The sequence below is a fragment of the Bradyrhizobium sp. 18BD genome (genome assembly GCF_054185225.1).
In genome coordinates this window covers 411,492-431,822 of record NZ_JAVAYL010000002.1, presented here as the reverse complement: position 1 = coordinate 431,822, position 20,331 = coordinate 411,492, and the positions used below count along the sequence as shown (strand labels likewise).

25 protein-coding genes, 1 tRNA gene and 1 pseudogene are annotated in these 20,331 nt (G+C 63.6%); 12 read left to right on the top strand and 15 right to left on the bottom strand.

Translation table 11 applies throughout. The features are described from left to right. The first annotated feature begins 269 nt into the window (after positions 1-269). Positions 270-521: a hypothetical protein gene (locus RAD16_RS05350; protein WP_458156820.1), complete on the top strand. Its 252-nt coding sequence runs from the start codon at positions 270-272 to the stop codon at positions 519-521. Between the two features lie 85 nt (positions 522-606). Next, the gene (locus RAD16_RS05345) at positions 607-792 is read left to right on the top strand and encodes a hypothetical protein (RefSeq protein ID WP_458156819.1); all 186 of its coding nucleotides are present in this window, start codon (positions 607-609) and stop codon (positions 790-792) included. Positions 793-798: 6 nt separating this feature from the next. Here RAD16_RS05345 and RAD16_RS05340 read toward each other — a convergent pair whose 3' ends face one another. Further along, complete coding sequence (locus RAD16_RS05340; protein ID WP_458156817.1) at positions 799-1,326, bottom strand: MarR family winged helix-turn-helix transcriptional regulator; 528 nt, start codon at positions 1,324-1,326, stop codon at positions 799-801. A gap of 54 nt (positions 1,327-1,380) precedes the next feature. On the opposite strand from RAD16_RS05340, the gene RAD16_RS05335 reads away from it, so the two are divergent. Continuing rightward, positions 1,381-1,860: a carboxymuconolactone decarboxylase family protein gene (locus RAD16_RS05335; RefSeq protein ID WP_458156816.1), complete on the top strand. Its 480-nt coding sequence runs from the start codon at positions 1,381-1,383 to the stop codon at positions 1,858-1,860. A gap of 21 nt (positions 1,861-1,881) precedes the next feature. After that, on the top strand, positions 1,882-2,385 hold the full coding sequence (locus RAD16_RS05330) for a cupin domain-containing protein (protein WP_458156815.1): 504 nt from the start codon (positions 1,882-1,884) through the stop codon (positions 2,383-2,385). 109 nt (positions 2,386-2,494) lie between these two features. Here the strand turns inward: RAD16_RS05330 and RAD16_RS05325 are convergent, their stop codons facing one another. From RAD16_RS05325 to efp, 3 genes are all read right to left on the bottom strand, one after another. Further along, positions 2,495-3,403 carry an amino acid ABC transporter substrate-binding protein gene (locus RAD16_RS05325; protein WP_458156814.1) on the bottom strand — a complete coding sequence of 303 codons (909 nt, stop codon included), beginning with the start codon at positions 3,401-3,403 and terminating at the stop codon, positions 2,495-2,497. A 166-nt stretch (positions 3,404-3,569) separates the two neighbouring features. Continuing rightward, positions 3,570-5,192, bottom strand: coding sequence for a M23 family peptidase (locus tag RAD16_RS05320; protein WP_458156813.1), 1,623 nt, complete (start codon positions 5,190-5,192; stop codon positions 3,570-3,572). Positions 5,193-5,206: 14 nt separating this feature from the next. Next, the gene (gene efp / locus RAD16_RS05315) at positions 5,207-5,773 is read right to left on the bottom strand and encodes an elongation factor P (protein WP_194476041.1); all 567 of its coding nucleotides are present in this window, start codon (positions 5,771-5,773) and stop codon (positions 5,207-5,209) included. 162 nt (positions 5,774-5,935) lie between these two features. Between efp and epmA the strand changes: the two genes are divergently transcribed. From epmA to RAD16_RS05300, 3 genes are read left to right on the top strand one after another with little or no spacing between them, the layout of a single operon-like run. After that, the gene (epmA, locus tag RAD16_RS05310) at positions 5,936-6,988 is read left to right on the top strand and encodes an EF-P lysine aminoacylase EpmA (RefSeq protein WP_458156812.1); all 1,053 of its coding nucleotides are present in this window, start codon (positions 5,936-5,938) and stop codon (positions 6,986-6,988) included. Beyond that, entirely contained in the window at positions 6,985-8,079 is a 1,095-nt protein-coding gene (locus RAD16_RS05305; protein ID WP_458156811.1) for a lysine-2,3-aminomutase-like protein, read from the top strand. Before epmA ends, RAD16_RS05305 begins: the two co-directional genes overlap by 4 nt. Positions 8,080-8,122: 43 nt before the next feature. Continuing rightward, on the top strand, positions 8,123-8,377 hold the full coding sequence (locus tag RAD16_RS05300) for a hypothetical protein (protein ID WP_458156810.1): 255 nt from the start codon (positions 8,123-8,125) through the stop codon (positions 8,375-8,377). A gap of 54 nt (positions 8,378-8,431) precedes the next feature. Here the strand turns inward: RAD16_RS05300 and RAD16_RS05295 are convergent, their stop codons facing one another. The 10 genes and pseudogenes from RAD16_RS05295 to RAD16_RS05250 all read right to left on the bottom strand — a co-directional run bounded on the left by RAD16_RS05295 (position 8,432) and on the right by RAD16_RS05250 (position 15,780). Beyond that, on the bottom strand, positions 8,432-9,517 hold the full coding sequence (locus RAD16_RS05295; RefSeq protein ID WP_458156809.1) for a 3-deoxy-7-phosphoheptulonate synthase: 1,086 nt from the start codon (positions 9,515-9,517) through the stop codon (positions 8,432-8,434). Between the two features lie 234 nt (positions 9,518-9,751). Continuing rightward, positions 9,752-10,330 (bottom strand): HdeD family acid-resistance protein, encoded by a 579-nt coding sequence (locus RAD16_RS05290; protein WP_458156808.1) that lies wholly within the window; start codon positions 10,328-10,330, stop codon positions 9,752-9,754. A gap of 67 nt (positions 10,331-10,397) precedes the next feature. Then, positions 10,398-11,438 carry a PrsW family glutamic-type intramembrane protease gene (locus RAD16_RS05285; protein ID WP_326900254.1) on the bottom strand — a complete coding sequence of 347 codons (1,041 nt, stop codon included), beginning with the start codon at positions 11,436-11,438 and terminating at the stop codon, positions 10,398-10,400. Positions 11,439-11,761: 323 nt separating this feature from the next. Further along, positions 11,762-11,917, bottom strand: a complete 156-nt coding sequence (locus tag RAD16_RS05280; RefSeq protein WP_458156807.1) for a hypothetical protein — start codon at positions 11,915-11,917, stop codon at positions 11,762-11,764. Positions 11,918-12,037: 120 nt separating this feature from the next. Further along, positions 12,038-12,313, bottom strand: a complete 276-nt coding sequence (locus RAD16_RS05275) for a hypothetical protein (protein ID WP_458156806.1) — start codon at positions 12,311-12,313, stop codon at positions 12,038-12,040. A 137-nt stretch (positions 12,314-12,450) separates the two neighbouring features. Further along, complete coding sequence (locus tag RAD16_RS05270; RefSeq protein ID WP_458156805.1) at positions 12,451-13,464, bottom strand: acyl-CoA desaturase; 1,014 nt, start codon at positions 13,462-13,464, stop codon at positions 12,451-12,453. A gap of 122 nt (positions 13,465-13,586) precedes the next feature. After that, a pseudogene (locus RAD16_RS05265) lies at positions 13,587-14,214 on the bottom strand (PilZ domain-containing protein). A 198-nt stretch (positions 14,215-14,412) separates the two neighbouring features. Continuing rightward, a complete protein-coding gene (locus RAD16_RS05260; RefSeq protein ID WP_458156804.1) occupies positions 14,413-14,619 on the bottom strand; it encodes a hypothetical protein in 207 nt (68 codons plus the stop codon). 99 nt (positions 14,620-14,718) lie between these two features. After that, the gene (locus RAD16_RS05255; protein ID WP_458156803.1) at positions 14,719-15,372 is read right to left on the bottom strand and encodes a hypothetical protein; all 654 of its coding nucleotides are present in this window, start codon (positions 15,370-15,372) and stop codon (positions 14,719-14,721) included. Positions 15,373-15,525: 153 nt separating this feature from the next. Then, a complete protein-coding gene (locus RAD16_RS05250) occupies positions 15,526-15,780 on the bottom strand; it encodes a PilZ domain-containing protein (protein WP_458156802.1) in 255 nt (84 codons plus the stop codon). Positions 15,781-16,006: 226 nt separating this feature from the next. On the opposite strand from RAD16_RS05250, the gene RAD16_RS05245 reads away from it, so the two are divergent. The 4 genes from RAD16_RS05245 (at position 16,007) to RAD16_RS05230 (ending at position 17,628) form a co-directional block, all read left to right on the top strand. After that, positions 16,007-16,081: transfer RNA gene (locus RAD16_RS05245), tRNA-Glu, on the top strand. Between the two features lie 928 nt (positions 16,082-17,009). After that, positions 17,010-17,186 carry a hypothetical protein gene (locus RAD16_RS05240; protein WP_458156801.1) on the top strand — a complete coding sequence of 59 codons (177 nt, stop codon included), beginning with the start codon at positions 17,010-17,012 and terminating at the stop codon, positions 17,184-17,186. Continuing rightward, complete coding sequence (locus RAD16_RS05235; RefSeq protein ID WP_458156800.1) at positions 17,183-17,476, top strand: hypothetical protein; 294 nt, start codon at positions 17,183-17,185, stop codon at positions 17,474-17,476. Before RAD16_RS05240 ends, RAD16_RS05235 begins: the two co-directional genes overlap by 4 nt. Next, complete coding sequence (locus tag RAD16_RS05230) at positions 17,473-17,628, top strand: hypothetical protein (RefSeq protein ID WP_458156799.1); 156 nt, start codon at positions 17,473-17,475, stop codon at positions 17,626-17,628. Before RAD16_RS05235 ends, RAD16_RS05230 begins: the two co-directional genes overlap by 4 nt. A 496-nt stretch (positions 17,629-18,124) precedes the next feature. Here the strand turns inward: RAD16_RS05230 and RAD16_RS05225 are convergent, their stop codons facing one another. Further along, complete coding sequence (locus tag RAD16_RS05225) at positions 18,125-18,925, bottom strand: hypothetical protein (RefSeq protein ID WP_458156798.1); 801 nt, start codon at positions 18,923-18,925, stop codon at positions 18,125-18,127. 559 nt (positions 18,926-19,484) lie between these two features. Between RAD16_RS05225 and RAD16_RS05220 the strand changes: the two genes are divergently transcribed. Then, positions 19,485-20,285, top strand: coding sequence for a hypothetical protein (locus RAD16_RS05220; RefSeq protein ID WP_458156797.1), 801 nt, complete (start codon positions 19,485-19,487; stop codon positions 20,283-20,285). The last annotated feature ends 46 nt before the right edge of the window (positions 20,286-20,331 follow it).

Genomic DNA, 20,331 nt, shown 5'->3' with positions numbered 1-20,331 from the left:
CAGGCCGTTCCTCGGAACAAAGCGTCGCAGTCCTGCATTCCCTCCGCACGAGGAGGACATGATGAGGAACTATCTGTTTGCCGCCACCATGGTGACCGCCATCGTGGCCCCTGCGTTCGCTGATGAAGCGACCGCACCACTGTGATCAAGAAAGAAGATGAATTCGGCAATCGCAGCAAGTCCGTGATTCATCACGACAACGACTAACGTAACGGGGTCCCCGGCCTGAGTGTCGGGGCCATTTCCGTTCATCGGGAATTCGGGGTGGAATGAAGATACGCGCGCATTCGGAAAGCCACGTTGTCGAGCTCGACGACGGATCGCAATGGCAGATCTTCCCCGGCGATCTCGCGACCACGCTGAGCTGGAAGCCCGAAACCGATCTGCATCTGGAGCCAAGCGGCGACCGGCTGAGTTCGCATGTGCTGGTCAACGGTACGGACCAAAGCCGCGTCCGCGTGATCGCCGCGGGCGCGACCTGGCCGGATGGCGAGGTTAAGGAAGTGTTAAAGGGTGGGTAGGTCGTGCTCAGGTCAAGTCGGATATCCCCGTTTTTAAGCGCGGCGCTTTACGCTCGTTTCGCTTTCGTCTGGGCAGAATGCTTGCATGCGCGAGCTGTTCAACATCATCCAAGCCAATCCCTGGCCGTTCGGCGCCGGTTTGCTTGTGGTAGTCCTGATGATCCTTGCCGCGAACTTTGGCCGCGGCGTTCAGGGTGACGGCGCCACGGGTGGCGACTTCGCTGACCTCGGCGGGTGCGATGGCGGCGGGGACAGCGGTGGCGGCGACTAGGCTCTCTTAGTCCTCTTGCAGCTCTGTCGCGACGTTGGCGAGCCAGCGGCGAATACTGGCCTCCGCCTTGGCATCGAGCCCGCCGGCGAGACGCTTCTCCAGTTCAATCACGCGTTCCCTGCAGGCCTTCAGCAGCGTCGCTCCGCGCGGCGTCAGCGTCCATTGCTGGATCCGGCCATGGATGGGATGCGGCGTCATCTCAATTGCGCCGTCGCGTTCGAGGTTGCGGATGATGACGCCGACCGTCTGCGGGGTCAGGAAGGTGAGGCGGGCGACGTCGGCCCCTGACAGTCCCGGATAGGCATTCAGCATCGTCAGCACGGCGAATTGCGGCGAGGTCACGCCGAGATCGGCGAGCGTCCGTTCCATCGTCAGGCGGACCGCGGCATGGGCCTGCCGCAGGAGATAGCCGAGATAGCCTTGCTCGCCGCGCTTGCCCTCGCCGGGCGCCGGCAGGCGCACGGCCCCGTCGCCGGCCGGTGCGGGCGCCTTCGCGGTTTTCGATCTTGTGATGGCGGCGGTCTTGCGCGACATGTAAGTGCTCTTATAATATGTAAGCATTCTTATAATAACACGAGGTGAACAGCGATGTCACATGCCCGCAGCGAATACGAGGATTTCAAGCGGATCGCGCCCGATGCGTACGATCTGGTGCTGGCGCTGGGCCAGCTGGCCGCCAAGGCCGGCCTCGACAAGCAGCTGCTCGAGCTGGTCAAGCTGCGCGCCTCGCAGATCAACGGCTGCGCCTTTTGCGTGCAGCATCACATCCTGCTCTCGGAGCGGATCGGCGTGCCCGTGGACAAGCTCAATCTGGTCGCGGTCTGGCGCGAGGCGCCGGTGTTTTCGGCGCGTGAGCGCGCCGCGCTGGCCTGGGCGGAAGCGCTGACCTTCCTGCCCGATGGCATCGGCGACGACGTCTATGCCGAGGCGAGCGGCGAATTCTCCGAGACCGAGCTGATGTACCTGACCTCGGCCGTGGCCTCGATCAACGTCTGGAACCGGTTTGGCGCGGCCTATCGCTGGACGCCGCCGAAGCGGCCGGTCGCGGCGAACGCCGCAGCGTCCTGATCGCAACGAGGGGAGCTTGTCATGACTGCAATGAGTTTGGGCACCACGCAGCTTTCGCTGCCGTCACGTTCGACATCGCTCGCGATCGTTGCGGGGCTCGCCTGCGCACTCGCGATCGGCAAGGCGCTGCCGGTGACGATGGACAGCGTCTCCGGCGCGCTCGCACCGCTTTGTGCCACGGCTGCGGAGAGCTCGCCGCTCGACAAGGTCGAGCCGATCGGCTCCTATGCCTTGCCCAACGTGCCGGGCAAGCGCGTCACCATCGTGCGCGTCTTCTATGGTCCCGGCGGATTTTCGCGCCCGCATCGCCACGCGGGTTCGGTGACCGCCTATATCACCAAGGGTGAAATCCGCTCCCAGCTCGGCGGCGGCCCGGTCGAGACGTTCGGCGTCGGCCAGTCGTTCTTCGAGCCGCCGGGATCGACGCATCTGGTCTCGGCTAATGCCAGCGCCACGGAGCCGGCGGAATTGATCGCGGTGTTCGTGGCCGATGAGGGCGCGCAGCTCACGACGTTCTTGGAGTAGCCGTGGGGATTTGTAGCCCGGGTGAGCGAAGCGACACCCGGGGACAGTCGTTGCACAAATCCCGGATGTCGCTTCGCTCATCCGGGCTACGCATAGGCGTGCTCTCTCTTCAGCCCCCGTATGACGCCGGATCGGGATTGTCCGACGGATGCTCGAACGACTTCTTCATCGACACCGGCATCGGAACGTGGAAATTCAGGCCGCGCGGGGGCACCGGCTCCATGAACCATTTGTTGTAGATCTTCTCGATCTCCGGGCTCTTGTAGAGTTTTGCGGTGGCACGATCGACCACCGTCTTGAACGCCACGTCGTCCTTGCGCAGCATGATGCCGTAGGGCTCGGGATCGGAGAAAGCGCCGTTGCTGATGGCGTAGAGCGACGGATCCTTCGCGGACGCGATCATCGCCGCGAGCTGGATGTCGTCCATGACGAAAGCCTCAGCCCGGTCGGTCTCGACCATCAGGAACGCCTCGGGGACGTCCTTCGCGTTCATCACGGTGATGCCGAGCGAGCGGGCCGCATTGGCCTTGTTGAGCTGGGTGATGTTGGTGGTCCCGGAGACCGAGACGACGGCCTTGCCCTTGAGGTCATCGACCTGGTCGAGCTTCGAAGCCTTCTTGGAGACGAACCGGCTCGCCGTGAGGAAATGCGTGTTGGTGAACCACACCTGTTTCTGGCGCTCGGCGTTGTTGGTGGTCGAGCCGCATTCGAGGTCGATCGTGCCGTTCGCCATCAGCGGAATGCGACTGGACGACGTCACGAGGTTCTCGTTGATCGCGAGCTTGTCCAGCTTCAGCTCGGCCTTGATCTCCTCGACGATCTTCATGCAGATGTCGATGGCGTAGCCGACAGTCTTCTGCTTCTCGTCGATATAGCTGAAGGGCACTGCACTGTCGCGCACCCCAAGCGTGATCGCGCCGGTCTCCTTGATCTTCTTCAGCGTGCCGGTCAGCTCCTGCGCATGAACCGGAATGGCGAACGCGATGGCCAGAACAGCCGCCGTGGTGAGACTACGCATGTACTTCCCTTCCTCCAGTTTGCCTGCCGGACGGCAAAGCAATTCTGGGGCCAGAGAAGGCCGTCTCATTCGATCGATCTGGAGCTGGTCGGTCAGGCCCGACGCGCTGAAAGGGGCGTCATCGGATTGTCATCGAGGCAAGTGGCGCAGCGACGCGCAAGGAGCCTCAATTCTCCTCGCCGCTCGATCCCTCGCGCTGGTCCGGCTTGATCACGTCCTCCGGCAACGCATGGGCCACCGGCTGGGTGCTGACGGCGATCTCCGGACCAACCTCGCGGCCGCGGGCGCGGATCAGGCGCTCATAGGCGGAGACCAGCGTGACGTAGGGGCTGACCCAGATCCAGCCGTCGCGGGTGAAAACCTGCACGTCGAAATGCAGGTGCATCGAGGTGCCGGCGGGATGGTCGAGATAGTTCGAGACCAGGCCGATCTTCTCGCCCTCGATTACGATGCGGCCGTTGAGCAGGCCGTCGGCATTCATCACCTGCGGATTCATGTGCATGTAACGGAAGCGGATGTGCTCGGTGCGGCTATTGATCTCGAGCGTCGCGGCCTGGTCCTTGGGGGAGCGGATCACGATGGCGTCGCGCACGGCGACGACGGCTCGCTGTTTGGGGTCGCAGGGCTCGCGGCCTTCGCCCGGCGGCGGACAGTCGGCGGCGCGGATGTCCTCGCCCTGGTGGCCGTAACCGCCGCCGCATTGCCAGACTTCAAAACTGCGGGACTCGCAGAAATTGTCGCGCCAGGGATAGACGGTCGGACCGTCGTTCTTGTCGCGCTTGCCGTAGGATTGCGAGCGCACGAAAGCGGGCGGTTTCTCCAGCGGAAAGCGGATCTGCGCATAGGCCATCACGTCGGGATGGCCGCCCTGCTTGCGATAGCCGGTGTTCGGGATGATGTCGCCGCTCGGCCGGTAGCTGAATTCCGCCGAGCGCGCCACGGGGCGGTCGATGATGCCGGAGGCGATGTCCGTCAGCGGCCGCATGCGCTGGCCGCCGGCGACGTGCAGCGCTTTCAGGAAACGCTCGGCAACCGGATAGGCCTCCTTGCACGCGAGCCGCCGCGGTTTTGCGACGCTGTCGAGGCACTGGATCGACACCACATAGGCGACGCCGAAGCGGGTGAAGGCGTAGCGGACGTAGCCTTCGCGGATGAACCTGCGCAGGTCCGGATAGAGCGCCGCAAGCGGCTTGATCGGTTCGCCTTTGCCGCCCGTGGGATCGGCGACGTCGTAGACCAGCGCTGAGCCCGTGATCTGCACCTCGACCGGCTTGGTGTAGACGCGGGTCGGCATGCCGTCACCGGCACCGGGCTCCAGCGAGAACGTGGCGCTGTAGCCGGCGGGACCGGCATCGAACATGTCGGCAGGATTGAAATCGGCCTGATAGCGCGACAGCGACAGGCTCGAGGGGGGGCCGCTGCGCTGCGCCTCGAGATAGGCGCCGGCGTCGAACGGCAGCAGCACGGGCACGGAGCTGCGGGCGATGCCGGTGAAGAATTGCGAGGAGACCGCGTTGAGCTGCACCAGCGCAGGCATCGCGCGCGGATCGAAGCGCGGCACCGATCGGCGGGACACGAAGATGAAGTCGCCCGCAATCTGGCGGCGGCTGTTGATCTCGGTGCGGAGCTGGTCGAGCGCTGCGCGCCAATCGACGCGCAGGGCCGTGAGTGAAGGGCCGCGGATTTCATCCGCGGCGAGCGGAGCGGCATGGAGGAGCGACAGCGACGCCAGAAGTAGCGAGACGAAGCGGAAACTCTTCCCAACCACTGTCTCGCCCCCCGGCGGCACCTGCTTGATCCCTCTTAGTCCTTGGCGCGCTCGGAGTAGGAGCCGTCTTCGGTCATCACCACGATGCGGGTGCCGACCGAGATGTGCGGCGGCACGGTGGTGCGGATACCGTTGGACAGCACGGCGGGCTTGTAGGACGACGAAGCCGTCTGGCCCTTGGTCACCGGCTCGGTCTCGACGACTTCAAGTGTCACTCGCTGCGGCAGAGCGAGCGAGACCACGTTGACGTCGTGGGTCGACAGCTTGACGGTCATGTCTGGCTGAAGATAGGCGGCGGCATCGCCGACGACGTCCTTGGGGACCTGGACTTGGTCGTAGGTCTCGGGGTTCATGAAGTGGAAGCCGTCGCCATCTTCATACAGGAAGGTGTAGTTGCGCTCTTCGATCGTGGCCTTTTCGACCTGGTCGGTAGTCTTGTAGCGCTCGGAGATCTTTACCCCGTCCGAGATTCGGCGCATTTCGATCTGGCTGACCGGCGTGCCCTTGCCGGGATGGATGTTCTCGGCGCTCACGACGACATAGAGCTTGCCGTCTTGCTCGATCACGTTGCCCTTGCGAATAGAACTGGCGATGACTCTCAAAGCTGTATTTCCTGCTTGCTTGGCCCGGCACCGGCCAGGACGTGGTCAAATCGATGGGGGACTTGGGGCCTCAAATCAGACCTCGGCGCCCGTTTCGGGGCGCAACATACTGATTTTGCCGTTGGATGCCAGCATTTTGCTGGCCCAAGGGGTGGTCGGTTAATGGCTGGGGACAAGCCGATTTCGCCGTTCTGGAGCCCCTCGCGGCACCTCGACCGGCGGCCGTTCCTCCAGGCCAGGGGGGCCATCACCGGGGCTCTACGGGGCTTTTTCGGCGAACAGGGGTTTATCGAGGTCGAAACCTCGGTCCTCCAGGTCTCGCCGGGCAACGAGACCCATCTGCACGCCCCCCGGACCGAGATCATGCGACCCGACGGCAGCCGGGCCAGCCGATATTTGCGGACCTCGCCGGAATTCGCCTGCAAGAAGCTGCTGGCGGCCGGCGAAGAGCGGATTTTCGAGTTCGCACGGGTGTTCCGCGACCGTGAGCGCGGCGACCTGCATCTGCCCGAATTCACCATGCTGGAATGGTACCGGGCCAGCGCCCCCTATGACGCCATCATGGCCGACACCGTGGTCGCCATCGCTCGAGCGGCGCAGGCGACCGGGATCGGGACGTTCGCGTTCCGGGGCCGGACCGCCGATCCCTTCGCCGAGCCGGAATTGCTGACAGTCGCGGGCGCCTTCGAGCGGTTCGCCGGCATCGACCTGCTGTCGACAATCTCGGGCAACGAGGGTAACCGTGCCGCGCTCGCCGAGGCGGCCGCCGGTAAGGTCCGCATCGCCCAGGACGACACCTGGTCGGACATCTTCAGCAAGGTCCTGGTCGAGCATGTCGAGCCGCATCTGGGGCAGGGGCGTTTGACCATCCTGTTCGAATACCCATCTCCAGAGGCGGCGCTGGCGCGCGTAAAGGCTGAGGATCCCAGGGTCGCGGAACGTTTCGAGGTCTATGCCTGCGGCGTCGAGCTTGCCAACGGCTTTGGCGAGCTGACCGACGCCGCGGAGCAGCGCCAGCGCTTCACGGAGTCGATGGCGGAGAAGCAGCGCCGCTACGGCGAGGCCTATCCGCTGGACGAGGACTTTCTGGCCGCGGTCGCCGCCATGCCGGAGGCGAGCGGGGTCGCGCTCGGCTTCGACCGGCTGGTGATGCTGGCAAGCGGCGCAACACGGATTGATCAGGTGGTGTGGACACCGCCTGCGGGTGAAAAATGACGAAGACCAATCTTGCACGCACCCTGCGTGAGCCGGCCGAGCTCGTGGCCGCGGACCTCGTGCCTGCGACGGCGCTGCCTGCGCTCGAGCGCGTCGCTGCGCGTTATGCGGTTGCGATCACGCCGACGCTGGTCGAGCTGATCGATAAATCAGACCCCGACGATCCCATCGCGCGGCAATTCGTTCCGACCGCCGCCGAGCTGGAGATGCAGCCGGGCGAGAACGCCGATCCGATCGGCGATCATCCGCATTCGCCGGTCCCGGGCATCGTGCATCGCTATCCCGATCGCGTGCTGTTCAAGCTCGTTCACGTCTGCGCGGTCTATTGCCGCTTCTGCTTTCGCCGCGAGATGGTCGGCCCCGGCAAGGAGAACGCGCTGTCGGACATCGCCTATCGTGCGGCGATCGATTACATCCGCTCGCACAGCGAGATCTGGGAGGTGATCCTGACCGGCGGTGATCCCCTGATGCTGTCGCCGCGGCGGATGAGCGAGATCATGGCCGATTTGGCCGCGATCGATCACGTCAAGATCATCCGTCTTCACACCCGTGTGCCGGTCGCCGATCCCGCCCGCATCAGCGACGACATGGTGGCGGCGCTGAAGGTCGCGGGCGCAACCACCTGGGTCGCCGTACATGCCAACCATGCGCGCGAACTGACGGGCCCGGCGCGGGCCGCCTGCGCGCGGCTCGTCGATGCCGGAATTCCGCTGGTCAGCCAGTCCGTGCTTTTGCGCGGCGTCAATGACACCGTCGCGGCTTTGTCGGATTTGATGCGAGCTTTCGTCGAATGCCGGATCAAGCCTTACTATCTGCATCACGGCGATCTCGCGCCGGGCACCGTGCATTTGCGAACGACGCTCGCGCAGGGCCAGGATTTAATGCGGCAGTTGCGAGGGCGGGTGTCGGGGCTGTGTCAGCCGGACTACGTCATCGATATTCCCGGCGGCGCGGGCAAATCGCCGGTGGGACCGAATTATGTGGAGGCGGTTCAAAATACCGCAGCCGAGGCGGGTGAAGCGGAAGCGGAAACGCGCTATCGTATCGTGGACTATTGCGGCGATGTTCATCTCTATCCGCCCGAGACGTGAGCGGTGAGCGGGAGAACGCCGGTTTGAGAACGGAGGCACGGATATGAAGAAGATCATGGTGGCAGCATCGCTCGTGGTCTTGCTTGGCGGCGCTGCGGTTGCACAGACCAGCGGCTCCAAGGGATCGACATCCAGCGGTGCAAGCTCCGGATCGGTGTTGCCGGCGCCGGTCGGGCATCGCCAGCCGCGCGCTGGCGACGTGCCGAACGAGAAGAATCTAAGCGACCCGAACAATCCCGTGAACAAGGAAGACGCGGCGCTCGACAAGAAGATCAAGAGCATCTGCCGCGGCTGCTGATCACGACAGCGGGCAGGGCGCGAACAGCATCGCCCCGCCCGCCTTGGCCCGGCCTCAGGCCGACCGCTCGTGCAGCCCCGCGCGCTGGGTGTTGCGGCGGATCTCGACCGCGTCAGCAAGCTGCTCGAGCACGGTCGCCGTGGTCGTCCAGTCGATGCAGCCGTCGGTGATGCTCTGGCCGTAGACCAGCGGCTTGCCCGGCACCACGTCCTGGCGGCCGGCGACGAGATTGCTCTCGATCATCACGCCCATGATGCGGTTCTCGCCGCCGGAGACCTGGCCGGCGATGTCGGCCATGACCAGCGGCTGGTTCTCCGGCTTCTTGCTCGAATTGGCGTGGCTCGCATCCACCATCACCAGCGGCGCGACGCCGGATTTCGCCAGCTCGTTGCAGGCGGCCGCAACGCTCTCCGCATCGTAGTTCGGCTTGCTGCCGCCGCGCAGGATGATGTGGCAGTCCTCGTTGCCCGCGGTCGAGGCGATCGCCGAGCGTCCGAGTTTTGTAACGGCCATGAAATGGTGCGGATGCGAGGCCGACTTCACGGCGTCCGCCGCGATCCGCACATTGCCGTCGGTGCCGTTCTTGAAGCCGACCGGGCAGGACAGCCCGGAAGCCAGCTCGCGATGGATCTGGCTCTCGGTCGTGCGTGCGCCGATCGCGGCCCAGGACACGAGGTCGGCGATGTATTGCGGCGTCGTCATGTCGAGGAATTCGGCGCCGGCGGGCAAGCCGAGATTGTTCACCGCCGACAGCACGTTGCGCGCCAGCCGCAGGCCCTTGTTGATGTCGAAGCTGCCGTCGAGATCGGGATCGTTGATCAGACCCTTCCAGCCGACAGTGGTGCGCGGCTTCTCGAAATAGACCCGCATCACGATCTCGAGCTGGTCGGCGAGGTCCTCGCGCAAGGCGGCGAGACGCTCGGCATACTCGAGTGCGGCTTTGGGATCATGCACCGAGCAGGGGCCGACCACGACCAGCAGGCGGTCGTCCTGGCCGTTGAGAATGGCGTGGATGGCGTTGCGCGCCGCCATCACCACACGGGTCGCCGTGAGCGTGCGCGGGACTTCCCGCATCACCTCATCCGGCGTGCTCAGCTCTTTCAGTTCGCGGATACGAAGATCGTCTGTCGTGCTCAGCACGGCGGGCTCCTGTCATTTTGAGAACCTGCCGGCCAATAAAAAAGCCGCCAGGTCTGGCGGCTGTTCGGACGTTTGCTTCAATATTTCAGATTGAGCGCGATCCTCCTGCCGCCAGCGAGCTGTCGTAGCTAAAGTACCAAAAATAGCTGGTGGCGACGGTGATCATGGAAGGCCATATAGCGTGCCATGGGCGCCTTGTCACCCCCCAATCGGCTCGGCGGGCGACGAGATCCCTCAGGTGTTGCTGTTGCGCGCCGCCAGGGCCATGCCGATCAGGGTGGCACCGCCGAACAGCAAATTGATCCCGACGAGCACGCCGATCGCCCATTCCGCCGAGCTCGGCAGCCCCGTGATCACCATGAACGCGATCGCGATGTCGACGAGGCCCGAGATCAGCAGCCACGACCAGCGGCCGCTCAGCTCGCGGCGGTGCTCGAGTGCGTACATGATGGTGGCGACGCCTTCGGCGAGGAAGTAGGCGCCGAGCACGATCGTCAGCGTCAGCACCGCCTGCATCGGCCGCGCCAGCAGGAGCATGCCGGCGAGCACGGCGAGCGCCGCCGAAATCAGCGACCACCAGAAGCCCGGCGTGGCGCGTGCCCAATAGGTCACGATCAGCCCGCCGATGCCGCTGATCAGGAACATCCAGCCCAGGACGATCGCGATGGCGAGACTTGCGAGTGGCGGCAGGATCAGCGCGGCGATGCCGAGCACGGCGAGCAGGATGCCTTCGAACAGGAAAGCCTTCCAATGCGCCTTCACCGTCTCGCTCATCGCGGATTGCAGCCGTGTGAAATCGTCGGGCGAAGGCATGGAGACCTCTACGTCGCAGCAGATGCATCCAATCTAGTATGCGCGAGCAGCGCTGGCCACCCGCGGCTCAACTGCCACCGTGCGCAGACGAAAAACCTTCGCCACTGGTGCGAACACGGTTGCGCCCGAGAATGTAGATCGCGATCGTGACGATCAGAAGCGCAAGGCCGAGCAGGATCGAGACGAAGCCGATCGGGATCAGCGCCAGCGTCAGATTGCGTTCGGGATTGATCAGCCAGTGATGGATCGAGGTCAGCACGAAGGCGAGCCCGAGAAAACCGACGCCGCCGCCGGCGAGCAGCAGCGCCCACATCCGCCGCAACTGGCTGAGCCGCTCGCGCGCAATTTCGGTCCGGGGCGCATGGTGGCGCGCGACGCGCCGGACCAGGCGGATGGCGAAGGCGATCGAGCTGAAACCGATCAGCAGGCTGGCAGCGCCCAGCCACATCCGCAGCGTCGGATCGAGGTCCGGCATCCTCTGCAAAGTCAGCAGCGGGAAGTCGAAGGCCGAATGCAGCGCGAGCGGGCCTGCGAAGATCAGCAGGCGGCTGGAGAGGCGGGCCCAGTCGCGGTTGTGGCGGTTTGCGCCGAGTGCGGTGCCGGCGCGGGCGATTGTGAGATAGGCGCCCGCGATGATGCCGAGCGCGCCGTGGAACGGCACCGTCAGCACGCTGCGCAGGGCGGCGAGCGACCGCCACATCTCGGCATGCTGAACGAGATAGGCGAGGTTCTCGTAGGCGGCGAAACCGAGGCCGACGGCGGCGCCATAGACCACGGTGTCCATCGGATTGGCGAAGGTCCGCCGCTTGGTCGAGGAGACCAGCACGATGGCGATCACCTTGACCGCTTCCTCCGGCAACGCGACGCCGAAGATCGAATGCATGGCCAGCGCCGCCCAGGGGTTGTCGGGGGCCGCAACCATCTTGGCGAAGGGGGCGCGGGCAATGCCGAGCAGCGAAATGCTGGCCGCGCCCAGCAGGAACGCTGTCCAGACCTGGGCTGGCGGCCCCGGACGCTCCTCGGCGGCAATGACGAGCCACAGCATCAGCAGCGCCGGAGCGATGGCCGCAGTTCCGATGACGGTGGGTAACGCTTCAATCAGGTACATCGGCGCCGAAAATAGGTTCCCTTGCCCGGCTTATCTACTTTTACCGATGCGACCATGTGTCATGTGTTGGCTGTCCGCTCGATTAACAAGCGGAGCAGCCAGCGTTCATCGGGACCGCTACGTGTAGAATACGAGCGCAATCAATTGCATGACACAGTCAGCTCGTCGTCGATGGCAACGGTTGGGTGTCACGGGTCGGATCGCGATTGGTCAGTCAGATCAAGGCAATGTGCAGGTTTCTTTGATTCACGATGCACGCGCGCGTGCAGCGAGTCCAGAGGTCGGATTGCCTCCGCGCAGACTGGGCGGCCACGCGGATCGGCCTAGTCACGCTTCGTTGTGCGGCCGCGCCGCGGTGAAGCGATGCGGCGGGCCCGCGCCTGCTCCAGCTCCCAGAAGGCGCGCACGAGGCACGTGCCGAGACAGGAGACGAGGAGCAGCAGCAGGAAGGCCTGATCGACGGGAGGGATCTGTGTCATGGCGTTGATTAAGCAACGCACATGCCATCTATTCCCGAGGCGGCCTGCGTGCCGCGCAGCCACGCCTCACGCGAAACGCTGCTTGCGCAGGTTCGAATCGTGGATTTCCGCGCCCCGGGCTCAGTGGGTGGTGAACGGCGGTGGCGGGGCGTCGGGGGCGATGTCGAAGGCGCCGAGGTGGAATTCCTCGGCAATGGCCTCGTCCAGCTCGGCATGGTGTCCGAGCAGCGTGAACGCGGCTTGCGGGTATTGCTTCCAGATATCGAGATCGCCGGCCGTGATCGTCAGCCAGCCGAAGGTATACATGTAGCGCCCGGGCTCGGTCACCCGGCCGACCCTGTCCCAGGTGATCTTGTCAACGGTGATCCTATCAACCGTATACTTGTCGACTGCCATTCGGTCCCCCGATCGCAAGTCTGCAAATGACGTCCGGCCTTGGGGCACGGACGTTCAAAAGCTGATCCCGCAATGGGGCCGCGATAGGGCAGCGATGCGGAGGCAGGGCGGCCGGAGGATGGCCGCCGCTTGCCGCCTTAGCGCGCCGTCGTAGCCGCCTGCGCGTCGGCCTCGGACGCCAGCTCCAGCTGACGGTGCGAGGCGTGGAACACGTCATGGACGAGGCCGATCTTCTCCATGCCCAGAATGATCAGGCCGTTGAGATCGATCTCCCACCAGGCGTGCGAGATATAGGCGTCCCGCGGGAAGCGGTGATGGTTGTTGTGCAGACCCTCGCCGAAGGTGAGGATCGTGGTCACGAACTCGTTGGTCGAGGCGTCGTCGACCTCGAAGCGGCGATAGCCATAGGCGTGGCAGACCGAGCCGGTGAGCTGGCTGGTGAGGATCAGCAGATAGGCGCGCAGCAGGCCGGAGAACAGCACGCAGCCGATCATGCTGTGCACGCCGCCGAAGGTGTAGCCGACCACGCCGGGGATGAAGACGGCCGACATCCCGTACCAGACCCAGCGCGTGCGCACGAAGAACATCGCGATGGGATCGGCGAGGATATCCTTGGCGTAGTATTCGTTGTCGGTGGTCGCCTGGTCGAACACCCAGCTGCCCTGGGCGTGCAGAAAGCCCTTCAATGCGCTGACATAGCGATTGCCGAAGCCGTCGAACTGCGGGCTGTGGGGATCGCCGACATCGTCGGCGTAGAGGTGATGGCGGCGGTGATTGGCGACCCATTTGGCGATCGAGCCTTGCACCGCCATCTGCGCGATGGCGCAGAAGAAGACCCGCATGATCGGGCCGGTGCGGAAGCTGCGATGGACAAACAGGCGGTGCATGCCGGCGCCGATGCCGAATGTCGTCAGCGCGAACATCCAGGCGAAGGTGAACAGCTCGACCTTGCCGACGCCCTGGGTGATGGCCCAGATGATGCCCGCGACGGCGCCCACATAGAGAATGCCGAGCAGCAGATAGCTCTCGCGCAGCTTCGCCTGAACCAGCGGGCCTTCGGTGATGACGCCGGGCGGAAGCTGCGGCTTGGCCGCGGTGACGGTGCTCTGGGCGACCTCTGCGGGCGTGAGCCCGGCATCAGCGATGGACATTCCAGGACTTCCAATACTCGGGGCCCGCAATGATTGCGGACGTACTGGTTCACACCCTATCGCGCGAGGACGTCCACCTCCAGCATTTAGTTAAAATTGAGTTAAGATCGGTCTGGCCGGGTTCAGGCCGACTGCAGCAGGGGCGAGCGTACAATCAGACGGATGAGGTCGTCTCGCTGCTGCTTTTCGGCGAACTTGACCGCAAAGCCGTTGTCGAATTTGCGGATGACGCGTCCGACACAGGCGCCCGACCGCAAGCGCGGTTCCAACCGGCGGATCGTATTCGCAGGATATGGCGACGCCGGCCGTGGAGACGTCGATGATGAAGCAGGGATGGGTGCTGCCGTCGGCCAGCGTCAGAAAGGTGTGCGAGACCTGCGGAACAAAGCGCGCGTCGTTGCGCAGCTCCTGGATGCTGGCGTCCTTCTGCTTCTTTTCGAGCCAGGTCAGCTTTTCCGACATCCAGGCCCGCCGCGCCCGCGTCATGTCGAGTTCCATCAGGAAGCCCGCCTTCAGCGTCGCGCTGATGGTGCACTGAAACTCGCCGAAATCCTGGAAGTAAGAGGTCACGCGTTCGCCGACCTTGCCGACGACAGGCACGTCCACGATCATGCGGAAGGGCGAGACGCGCTTGGTGCGGCAGGCGAAGGTGCGCAACTGGCCCTCGCAATCGTACCAGCGCGGCAGCGAGTAGCCGCCGCTCACTGTGACTTCCACTGCACGCTGCCTGAGGAACTCTGCGACGGACATTGAGCGCCAATCGTGTTTCGGAGTGTTTCCGTAGATTCACGGTAGCGTTCAAATTCTAAGCAAATGATACCCGCACTCATGAGCAGGGGTAAATTTCCGGTAAACACGCAGGCCGGCGGTGCCCCTCGATGAGCGGCATAAGGTCCCGATTATCGGGCGCGCAACTTCACATCCGCGTCATGGCGTGCCGTGATACCGCTAGGTGCTCCGGCATTTGTCGATGATGCCGTTGGCCCAGCTTATGTCGTCGAGCGACCAGTTGCCGAGCAGCGTGACGATCGCTTCGCGGCGGTAGAGATGACGCTCGCGCCTGGAGCTCTGCCGGTAGTCGATGCCGTCCTGGCGCGCCAATGCGCGCGACACGATCGCGATCTGTCGCAGCTTCTGCGGCTCAAGAAGGCTCATCTGTCACCGCGTGGCGATGCCGTTGGTTCTGGCGAAGGTGTTGGGACTCGGCAGCTTCGAAACTAGCCGCGCCGGCTTACGGAGACCTGACGGCGCGCTTCAACGGCTGAGCTGGACCACTGCCACGAGCAGGCCGATGGCCATGACGAGCTTGATCGTTGTCCAGGCGAGGCCATTCGGCGAGCTCTCCCAGCCGAACCACGGCAGCACGCGCCGCATTGCGCGCGCTGCGAGCGTTTCGACGACCGCGACCGCGATAGCGGTGCCGGCAATGACGGGCCACGAGAGGGCGGGGGGCATCCACGGCGCGAGCCAGGTGGGGGCGGAGTCTCTCAGCGCGACGAGCAGCGCGAACCATCCGAACCAGGACGCAAAGCCTTTGACGATGTCGGGGCCGATCGTGTCGGGCTCGAAGCGGATGCCGAGCTTTGCAAGCACGCTTTCGATGCGCTCACCATCGGTAAGGAAAAGAAAGGCACCGATATAAAGCGGAACGCGCGACATGAAGAGAAGCGCGAAGACGCCGAACAGCACGATGTGGCCGATGAGATCACCGAGCAGGTCTTGGCCGCTCTTGCCGGATTGCTGCGGCGCTGTAGCGGTCTGCGGCTGCGGCAGCGATCTGGCGCGGGCCATGTGCTCCAGCATTGTTGCGCGCCGGTCCGGTGCGTACGAGGTCGTCCGGTGCATCCAGGGCGGCAGCGCCGGCGAGGCGGCGGGCTGGCCTTCCGCGGGTAATTTGCGCTGCTCCATTTGCCTTGCCCGGGTCTTCGATCTCGATCATGCGGTCGCGACTGTCACGACGCGACGTCGGGCATTGGTCGGAGGCGAAGGGCCGTCAGGTTCATGTGGGAACGCGAGAAATCGGCCGTCCCCGGCCGTAACCAGCGCTCCGGAGCCGGGGGATCAGATGAACTTGACGCCGGCCGAGTTGCCGCGGCGCCAGACCACCTGGCAGCTCCGTCCGGTGCGGGCATCGCGCGCAAACGCCATCCGGATCACGCCCGGGAGTTGGCTGGCGTCCTCGTCCATGGTGATCTTGGCGCCGGTGTCCGAGATGTCCTGGACCAGGCAATGCCGCGCCGCGAATCCGCCGGCCAGCGTGATCCAGGCGTGCTGCGACAGCAGCTTGCGGGCTGCGCGCTTCTTGGGCGGTGGCATCGGCTCAAAATCTCCCGCTCCAGCGCTACCTCCGGGAACCCTAAGAAACCGTTGAAATCGCCTCCGAATAATCCCGGGGGCGGCGCTATCCACCGGTTCCAAAAGACCGCTCCGAATGGCTTGCCCAGGAGCGCAAAGGCCACTATACGTTCGCCCGCTGCAGCCGCCGGGCACGACTCGTGCGGCCCATGGCCGTGCCGCCTGACAGCGGTGGGGCTTTGCGTTTGCTCCCTTCGTCTATCGGTTAGGACGCCACCCTTTCACGGTGGAGAGAGCGGTTCGATTCCGCTAGGGAGCGCCAAACAAATCAATCACTTAGCGCTCTGATCTGCGGCCGTGTCCAACGCATGGCCAATAAACGCGTGTGGACTGCGCTCTCCGCGGTCGCGCTCATCCCGCTGTCCGTGCTGAGGCGAGGGCGCCGCAAATCCGGCGAGCAACGAGCCGCGTTCTCCGACATGGAGCGGATGATGGACACCTCCTCGAAAAGGGAGGGTGGCCCGCCGGCGTGAACGGGTAGCGTCCCTTTTTCAACACCCACGACGCGCAAGGCCTTCACTCTTACTGTCCTTGTTCTCTCTCGCACTCCAACCGAGCAACCCGCCGACGGCCGTCCCACAATTCAACAGCCGGGTGCGCTTCCAAGAATTTCTCGGCCCGAGCTTTGGCGTCTTGGTCCGTCGGGGAATCGATTTCGTAAACTGCACGAGCAACGCCGGATAAATCCACCGCGTAGGCAAAATACCGCATCGCAGTTCTCAATTTGCGAGATCTGCCACAACGATTCATTCGGCGCAGGATCGTTCCTACGGCTTAATGGTGACGGTTGGAGCGCCTGCGCTCGATCGGGGCTCGCCACTCAAAGATGCTGACAATGATTGCGACGATGGTCCCACCACCTAGCGTCATAATGAGCAGCATGCCCAGCATCGAACCGCCCCGAATCTGTCGCAGATTCCTCAGTATCAAACTGGACAATTCGTTCAAGCAAACGGGTGCCGACGTTCGGCCCAACTTCGAACGGAGCAATCAGCAGCTTGCGATCACCGGCTACCACGGGTGAGGACGGCCCCGGCCATGGGGGCTTTTGGGGTGTGGAGGCCGGGGCCGCTGGAGGTGCCTGGACCTTGGGAGGCCAAGCGTCCGCAGACTAGGAGAAATCGGCAATCGGCTCTGTTCGCTTCCGCACGTTGGCTATACGGTTCCTATCGGGGAACGGAGTAGCTGCAATGAAAGACATGCAGGCTCAGTTGGAAAAGCGGACGGATGCTACCGAGTGCGCCCTGATCCGCGATCTGGCGACCGATCCAAAGAAGCGAGAACTATTCACCCGGCTGGCAGATCACCTGAGCGTGCTCGCCGTCGAGGTCGAGCGTGCGGTTGCGGAGATGAAGCACAGCGGATGACCAAGGGCTGGGGGCGGCCTTTCGAGGAGCCGATCAAGGTCGATGGCGCCAAGCTAGTGGCGTTGCTCGATGCCGGCGAATACATCGCCGCGCTGCCGAAGAAGGTGCACGAGCGGCCGGAATGGCGGGCGGCCATGGAAGCCTTACTGCTGGTGGTCGAGCGCGGCGGCCCGACGATGTTTGCCAGGATCGGGGTCATGCGCGCGCTGAACCGGCACTACGTCCCGGAGTTCAACCCCAAGGGAAAAGAGCCGCATTGGGGCCGGCGTAAGCTGAAGAGGGATCAATGACCGTCTTCGTCTACGTGAACACCGCCAAGCAGGTCGGCGACGTCGACCATATCAAGGTCTTTGCCACGGTCGAAGCCGCGGAGATCTGGTTCGAGGAGAACGACCCCGAGGGCGTGGCCTTCGAATACGACGTGATAGGCCCGCCAACATAATCCGCGGATCGGGCGCATCCGGACCTTTGAGACGTGGCAAGCGTTGATGCTCCAACCACCAGGGCAGGATCGTGAACCTGGAGCGTCGGACGTGAGTATAGTCCCTTTGGAGCTTGAAAGACGGTTTGAGCAGCGGTGGGCGGCCAGATTTGAACGGCCCATTTCACCGGCCAGCAAGAGCATTAGGCCCACAGCAACGGTTGGCAGATCCTCACGGGCTCAAAGCGAAAAAAAGCGATCTGCCAGGGTGAGGCGCCGGCGCATAGGAAGCCCGCCGGCTCAATAGCCGGCGGGCTGTTCTTCCTGCATCGTTCACGCGCTGGTAACGCCGCGGCACTCTAAGTCTCTGATGTTGCTTGCGCCTGTGCGCGACCGTGTCAGTCGTTGACACACGCGCGAGCGTCCAAGTCATTGAATCCGAAGCATGTTCTCCGAAGTGGTGGTCCCAACCGAGAACCAGGTAGAATAGCAACGGATCGCGATCGGAGCGTGAACGTCAAGCCGGGAAGCGGATGTCGGGCAACCGCTCACCGGTCTCGCCCAGAATATCGCGAAGATCGTCCGCGAGCGTAAAGTAGTTCTCTATGTTGACCTCAGTTCTATAAAGCGCCTGCACCTTTGCGGCGAGGCCTCGCAGAGAGATCGGCTGGGTCTCTCGGACGGCTTTCATAGCGATCTTGAATTTTTCATCTAATCGATTTGCGAACTCTATCGCTGCAGTTAATCCCGACAGATCCTCGACGACCTTCCTTCGATCTTTCCATGCCTGCTGACCGCTGGCGTCGAGTGGTTCCGGATTTGCTCGTTCCCATCGCGAGACAATGCGCTCGGGCCCGTCGAACGAGCTGCTGTTCGCATCCATAGCTTCATAGGCAGCAATCGCTCGACGTGAGAGTTCAATCACCGGATCAACGTTCGGCCATCCAGCGGGTAGCGCGGGCCGCTCGCCGGTGTCAGAATGGTCCAGACCAAGATCATCTTTCGGCTTGCGCCAATCGATACCCACCAGGTCAAGGACCGCGGCGGCTCGAGATGAAGGTTGCGGACCCTCATCCCAAGCAAGCTCTCCACGGCCAGAGAAATGCCAGTCGGCTCCTGCGTTATCGGCCCAGACAAACTTTTCCGCCGTAGCCCCCATATGCGGCCAAAGCTCGCGACACAGAAGACGTCGCTCATAGAATAGCCAACTCGCGTATGCGCGGGCAGCACGGAGTTCGGGATCATCCTCGTTGGACGCGATCGAAGACGACGGTACGGGCGTGGCGGCGGCTATCGAAACGGCGACGAGCTTGTTCATTAGAGATCTCCTGCTCAGGCCCTCAGCATGGGCATTAGAAGTCGGGATGGTGGCCAGCGGTTCGGTCGGCGCGCGCGTGGTCTGCAATGCGCCCGGTGGGCTAGCTGAGGTCGGAGGAGATGGAGAGAATTGAACGGCGCCGGGGGCGCTGATGGTTTTGGTCGTCATGGGAAGGCTCACTGGTTCTTCGGCCTCTCACAGCCGCGCCCGGTGACAGACCGGGCAGCCGGGGGGTGAGAGCCTGCCAGTGAGACAGGTGCACCGCTTTTAAGGGCCGAAGCCCTCTGGACAGAACGGCACGCCCCGGCCATAAAGGTCCGGTCGGTACCGCGCCGCCAAGCGCGTCCGTTGAGCCTTGAGGGCTCATTCAACCGCCGCCCATCGCTTGCAGGCGACAGGGCAATTCCTTGCAGGGAAAGCGGTCGATATCACTGGTCCGGGCTCTCACACCCAGCCGCCATCATCAGCTGATTTGCGTTAAAAATCCATCCCCTTTCGGGGGCGCGGCTTCCGCCGAAGCTCGCCCGAGGTAGAAACCAGGGAAAGGGGACCTCAGAAAATGAACGACAGGAGCTGGCCTGGCATCGCCTCGGCAGTCGCAATTCTATGGATCCTTGCAACTGTCCTCTGGCTAGGGGTCGCGGGGCCCATCTGGCAGGCTACGAGATCCGCTAGCCCTGATGCCTGGATTGGTTTCGCTGGCAACGCTCTGGGTGCCGGCGTAACATTTCTTGCTGCATTAGCGGCGGCCTTCGCTGCTTACCGAACCATTGTCCCGATGCAGCGCCAACTTTCCGAGTTGATCCGGCAAAATAACTTCGCGCATTATGAACGCTTGCAACAGCGCGCCGCCGAGCTCATGGACATAAAAATCCTGATCGAAAACATAAATGCCAACCTTGAGGTTATGGATCGATCGCTCGCGCGGCCTGGCGCAACCGAGGGACTAAGAACGGCCTTTGATCGGCTGGAGCAGAGCGCCGGCGCATTGAACGTAAGCAGACGATTGCTATGGGGCGACAAAAACGCCCAGAGTCTGACAGCGTACTTCATCGACAAAACAATGTTCGCGGTAAACGCGGCGAGAAGCGCAACGCCTGGAGCGCCCGGAATCTTCGACGAGCAGGAATGGCGGAAACTAAAAGAAGCAGCATTCCAGGGTGGTATCGCGCTGCACGCAAGGATCACGTTCGAGCACGAGATGATATCTAATGAGATAGCAGCGCTTGAGCCTGCCATTCTGAACAGGCCCGCCTTCCCTCAATTTTGGCAGGGGGAATATCCCGGTCCAGCAAAGCTTGCCGAGATTTACGCCCCACGTTCGAAAGAACATAGTGATGGTTCGCCCCCGTCGCATTGAATTTATGCTCGCTGCCGTGCTGCTGGCCGGCTGGGCAATCTATCGC

Bases quoted from the DNA above. Each gene is read 5' to 3' on its own strand.
- RAD16_RS05350 (WP_458156820.1), top strand. From the start codon at position 270: ATGAAGATACGCGCGCATTCGGAAAGCCACGTTGTCGAGCTCGACGAC.
- RAD16_RS05345 (WP_458156819.1), top strand. From the start codon at position 607: ATGCGCGAGCTGTTCAACATCATCCAAGCCAATCCCTGGCCGTTCGGC.
- RAD16_RS05340 (WP_458156817.1), bottom strand. From the start codon at position 1,326: ATGTCGCGCAAGACCGCCGCCATCACAAGATCGAAAACCGCGAAGGCG.
- RAD16_RS05335 (WP_458156816.1), top strand. From the start codon at position 1,381: ATGTCACATGCCCGCAGCGAATACGAGGATTTCAAGCGGATCGCGCCC.
- RAD16_RS05330 (WP_458156815.1), top strand. From the start codon at position 1,882: ATGACTGCAATGAGTTTGGGCACCACGCAGCTTTCGCTGCCGTCACGT.
- RAD16_RS05325 (WP_458156814.1), bottom strand. From the start codon at position 3,403: ATGCGTAGTCTCACCACGGCGGCTGTTCTGGCCATCGCGTTCGCCATT.
- epmA (WP_458156812.1), top strand. From the start codon at position 5,936: ATGGCTGGGGACAAGCCGATTTCGCCGTTCTGGAGCCCCTCGCGGCAC.
- RAD16_RS05305 (WP_458156811.1), top strand. From the start codon at position 6,985: ATGACGAAGACCAATCTTGCACGCACCCTGCGTGAGCCGGCCGAGCTC.
- RAD16_RS05300 (WP_458156810.1), top strand. From the start codon at position 8,123: ATGAAGAAGATCATGGTGGCAGCATCGCTCGTGGTCTTGCTTGGCGGC.
- RAD16_RS05290 (WP_458156808.1), bottom strand. From the start codon at position 10,330: ATGCCTTCGCCCGACGATTTCACACGGCTGCAATCCGCGATGAGCGAG.
- RAD16_RS05285 (WP_326900254.1), bottom strand. From the start codon at position 11,438: ATGTACCTGATTGAAGCGTTACCCACCGTCATCGGAACTGCGGCCATC.
- RAD16_RS05280 (WP_458156807.1), bottom strand. From the start codon at position 11,917: ATGACACAGATCCCTCCCGTCGATCAGGCCTTCCTGCTGCTGCTCCTC.
- RAD16_RS05275 (WP_458156806.1), bottom strand. From the start codon at position 12,313: ATGGCAGTCGACAAGTATACGGTTGATAGGATCACCGTTGACAAGATC.
- RAD16_RS05270 (WP_458156805.1), bottom strand. From the start codon at position 13,464: ATGTCCATCGCTGATGCCGGGCTCACGCCCGCAGAGGTCGCCCAGAGC.
- RAD16_RS05260 (WP_458156804.1), bottom strand. From the start codon at position 14,619: ATGAGCCTTCTTGAGCCGCAGAAGCTGCGACAGATCGCGATCGTGTCG.
- RAD16_RS05255 (WP_458156803.1), bottom strand. From the start codon at position 15,372: ATGGAGCAGCGCAAATTACCCGCGGAAGGCCAGCCCGCCGCCTCGCCG.
- RAD16_RS05250 (WP_458156802.1), bottom strand. From the start codon at position 15,780: ATGCCACCGCCCAAGAAGCGCGCAGCCCGCAAGCTGCTGTCGCAGCAC.
- RAD16_RS05240 (WP_458156801.1), top strand. From the start codon at position 17,010: ATGAAAGACATGCAGGCTCAGTTGGAAAAGCGGACGGATGCTACCGAG.
- RAD16_RS05235 (WP_458156800.1), top strand. From the start codon at position 17,183: ATGACCAAGGGCTGGGGGCGGCCTTTCGAGGAGCCGATCAAGGTCGAT.
- RAD16_RS05230 (WP_458156799.1), top strand. From the start codon at position 17,473: ATGACCGTCTTCGTCTACGTGAACACCGCCAAGCAGGTCGGCGACGTC.
- RAD16_RS05225 (WP_458156798.1), bottom strand. From the start codon at position 18,925: ATGAACAAGCTCGTCGCCGTTTCGATAGCCGCCGCCACGCCCGTACCG.
- RAD16_RS05220 (WP_458156797.1), top strand. From the start codon at position 19,485: ATGAACGACAGGAGCTGGCCTGGCATCGCCTCGGCAGTCGCAATTCTA.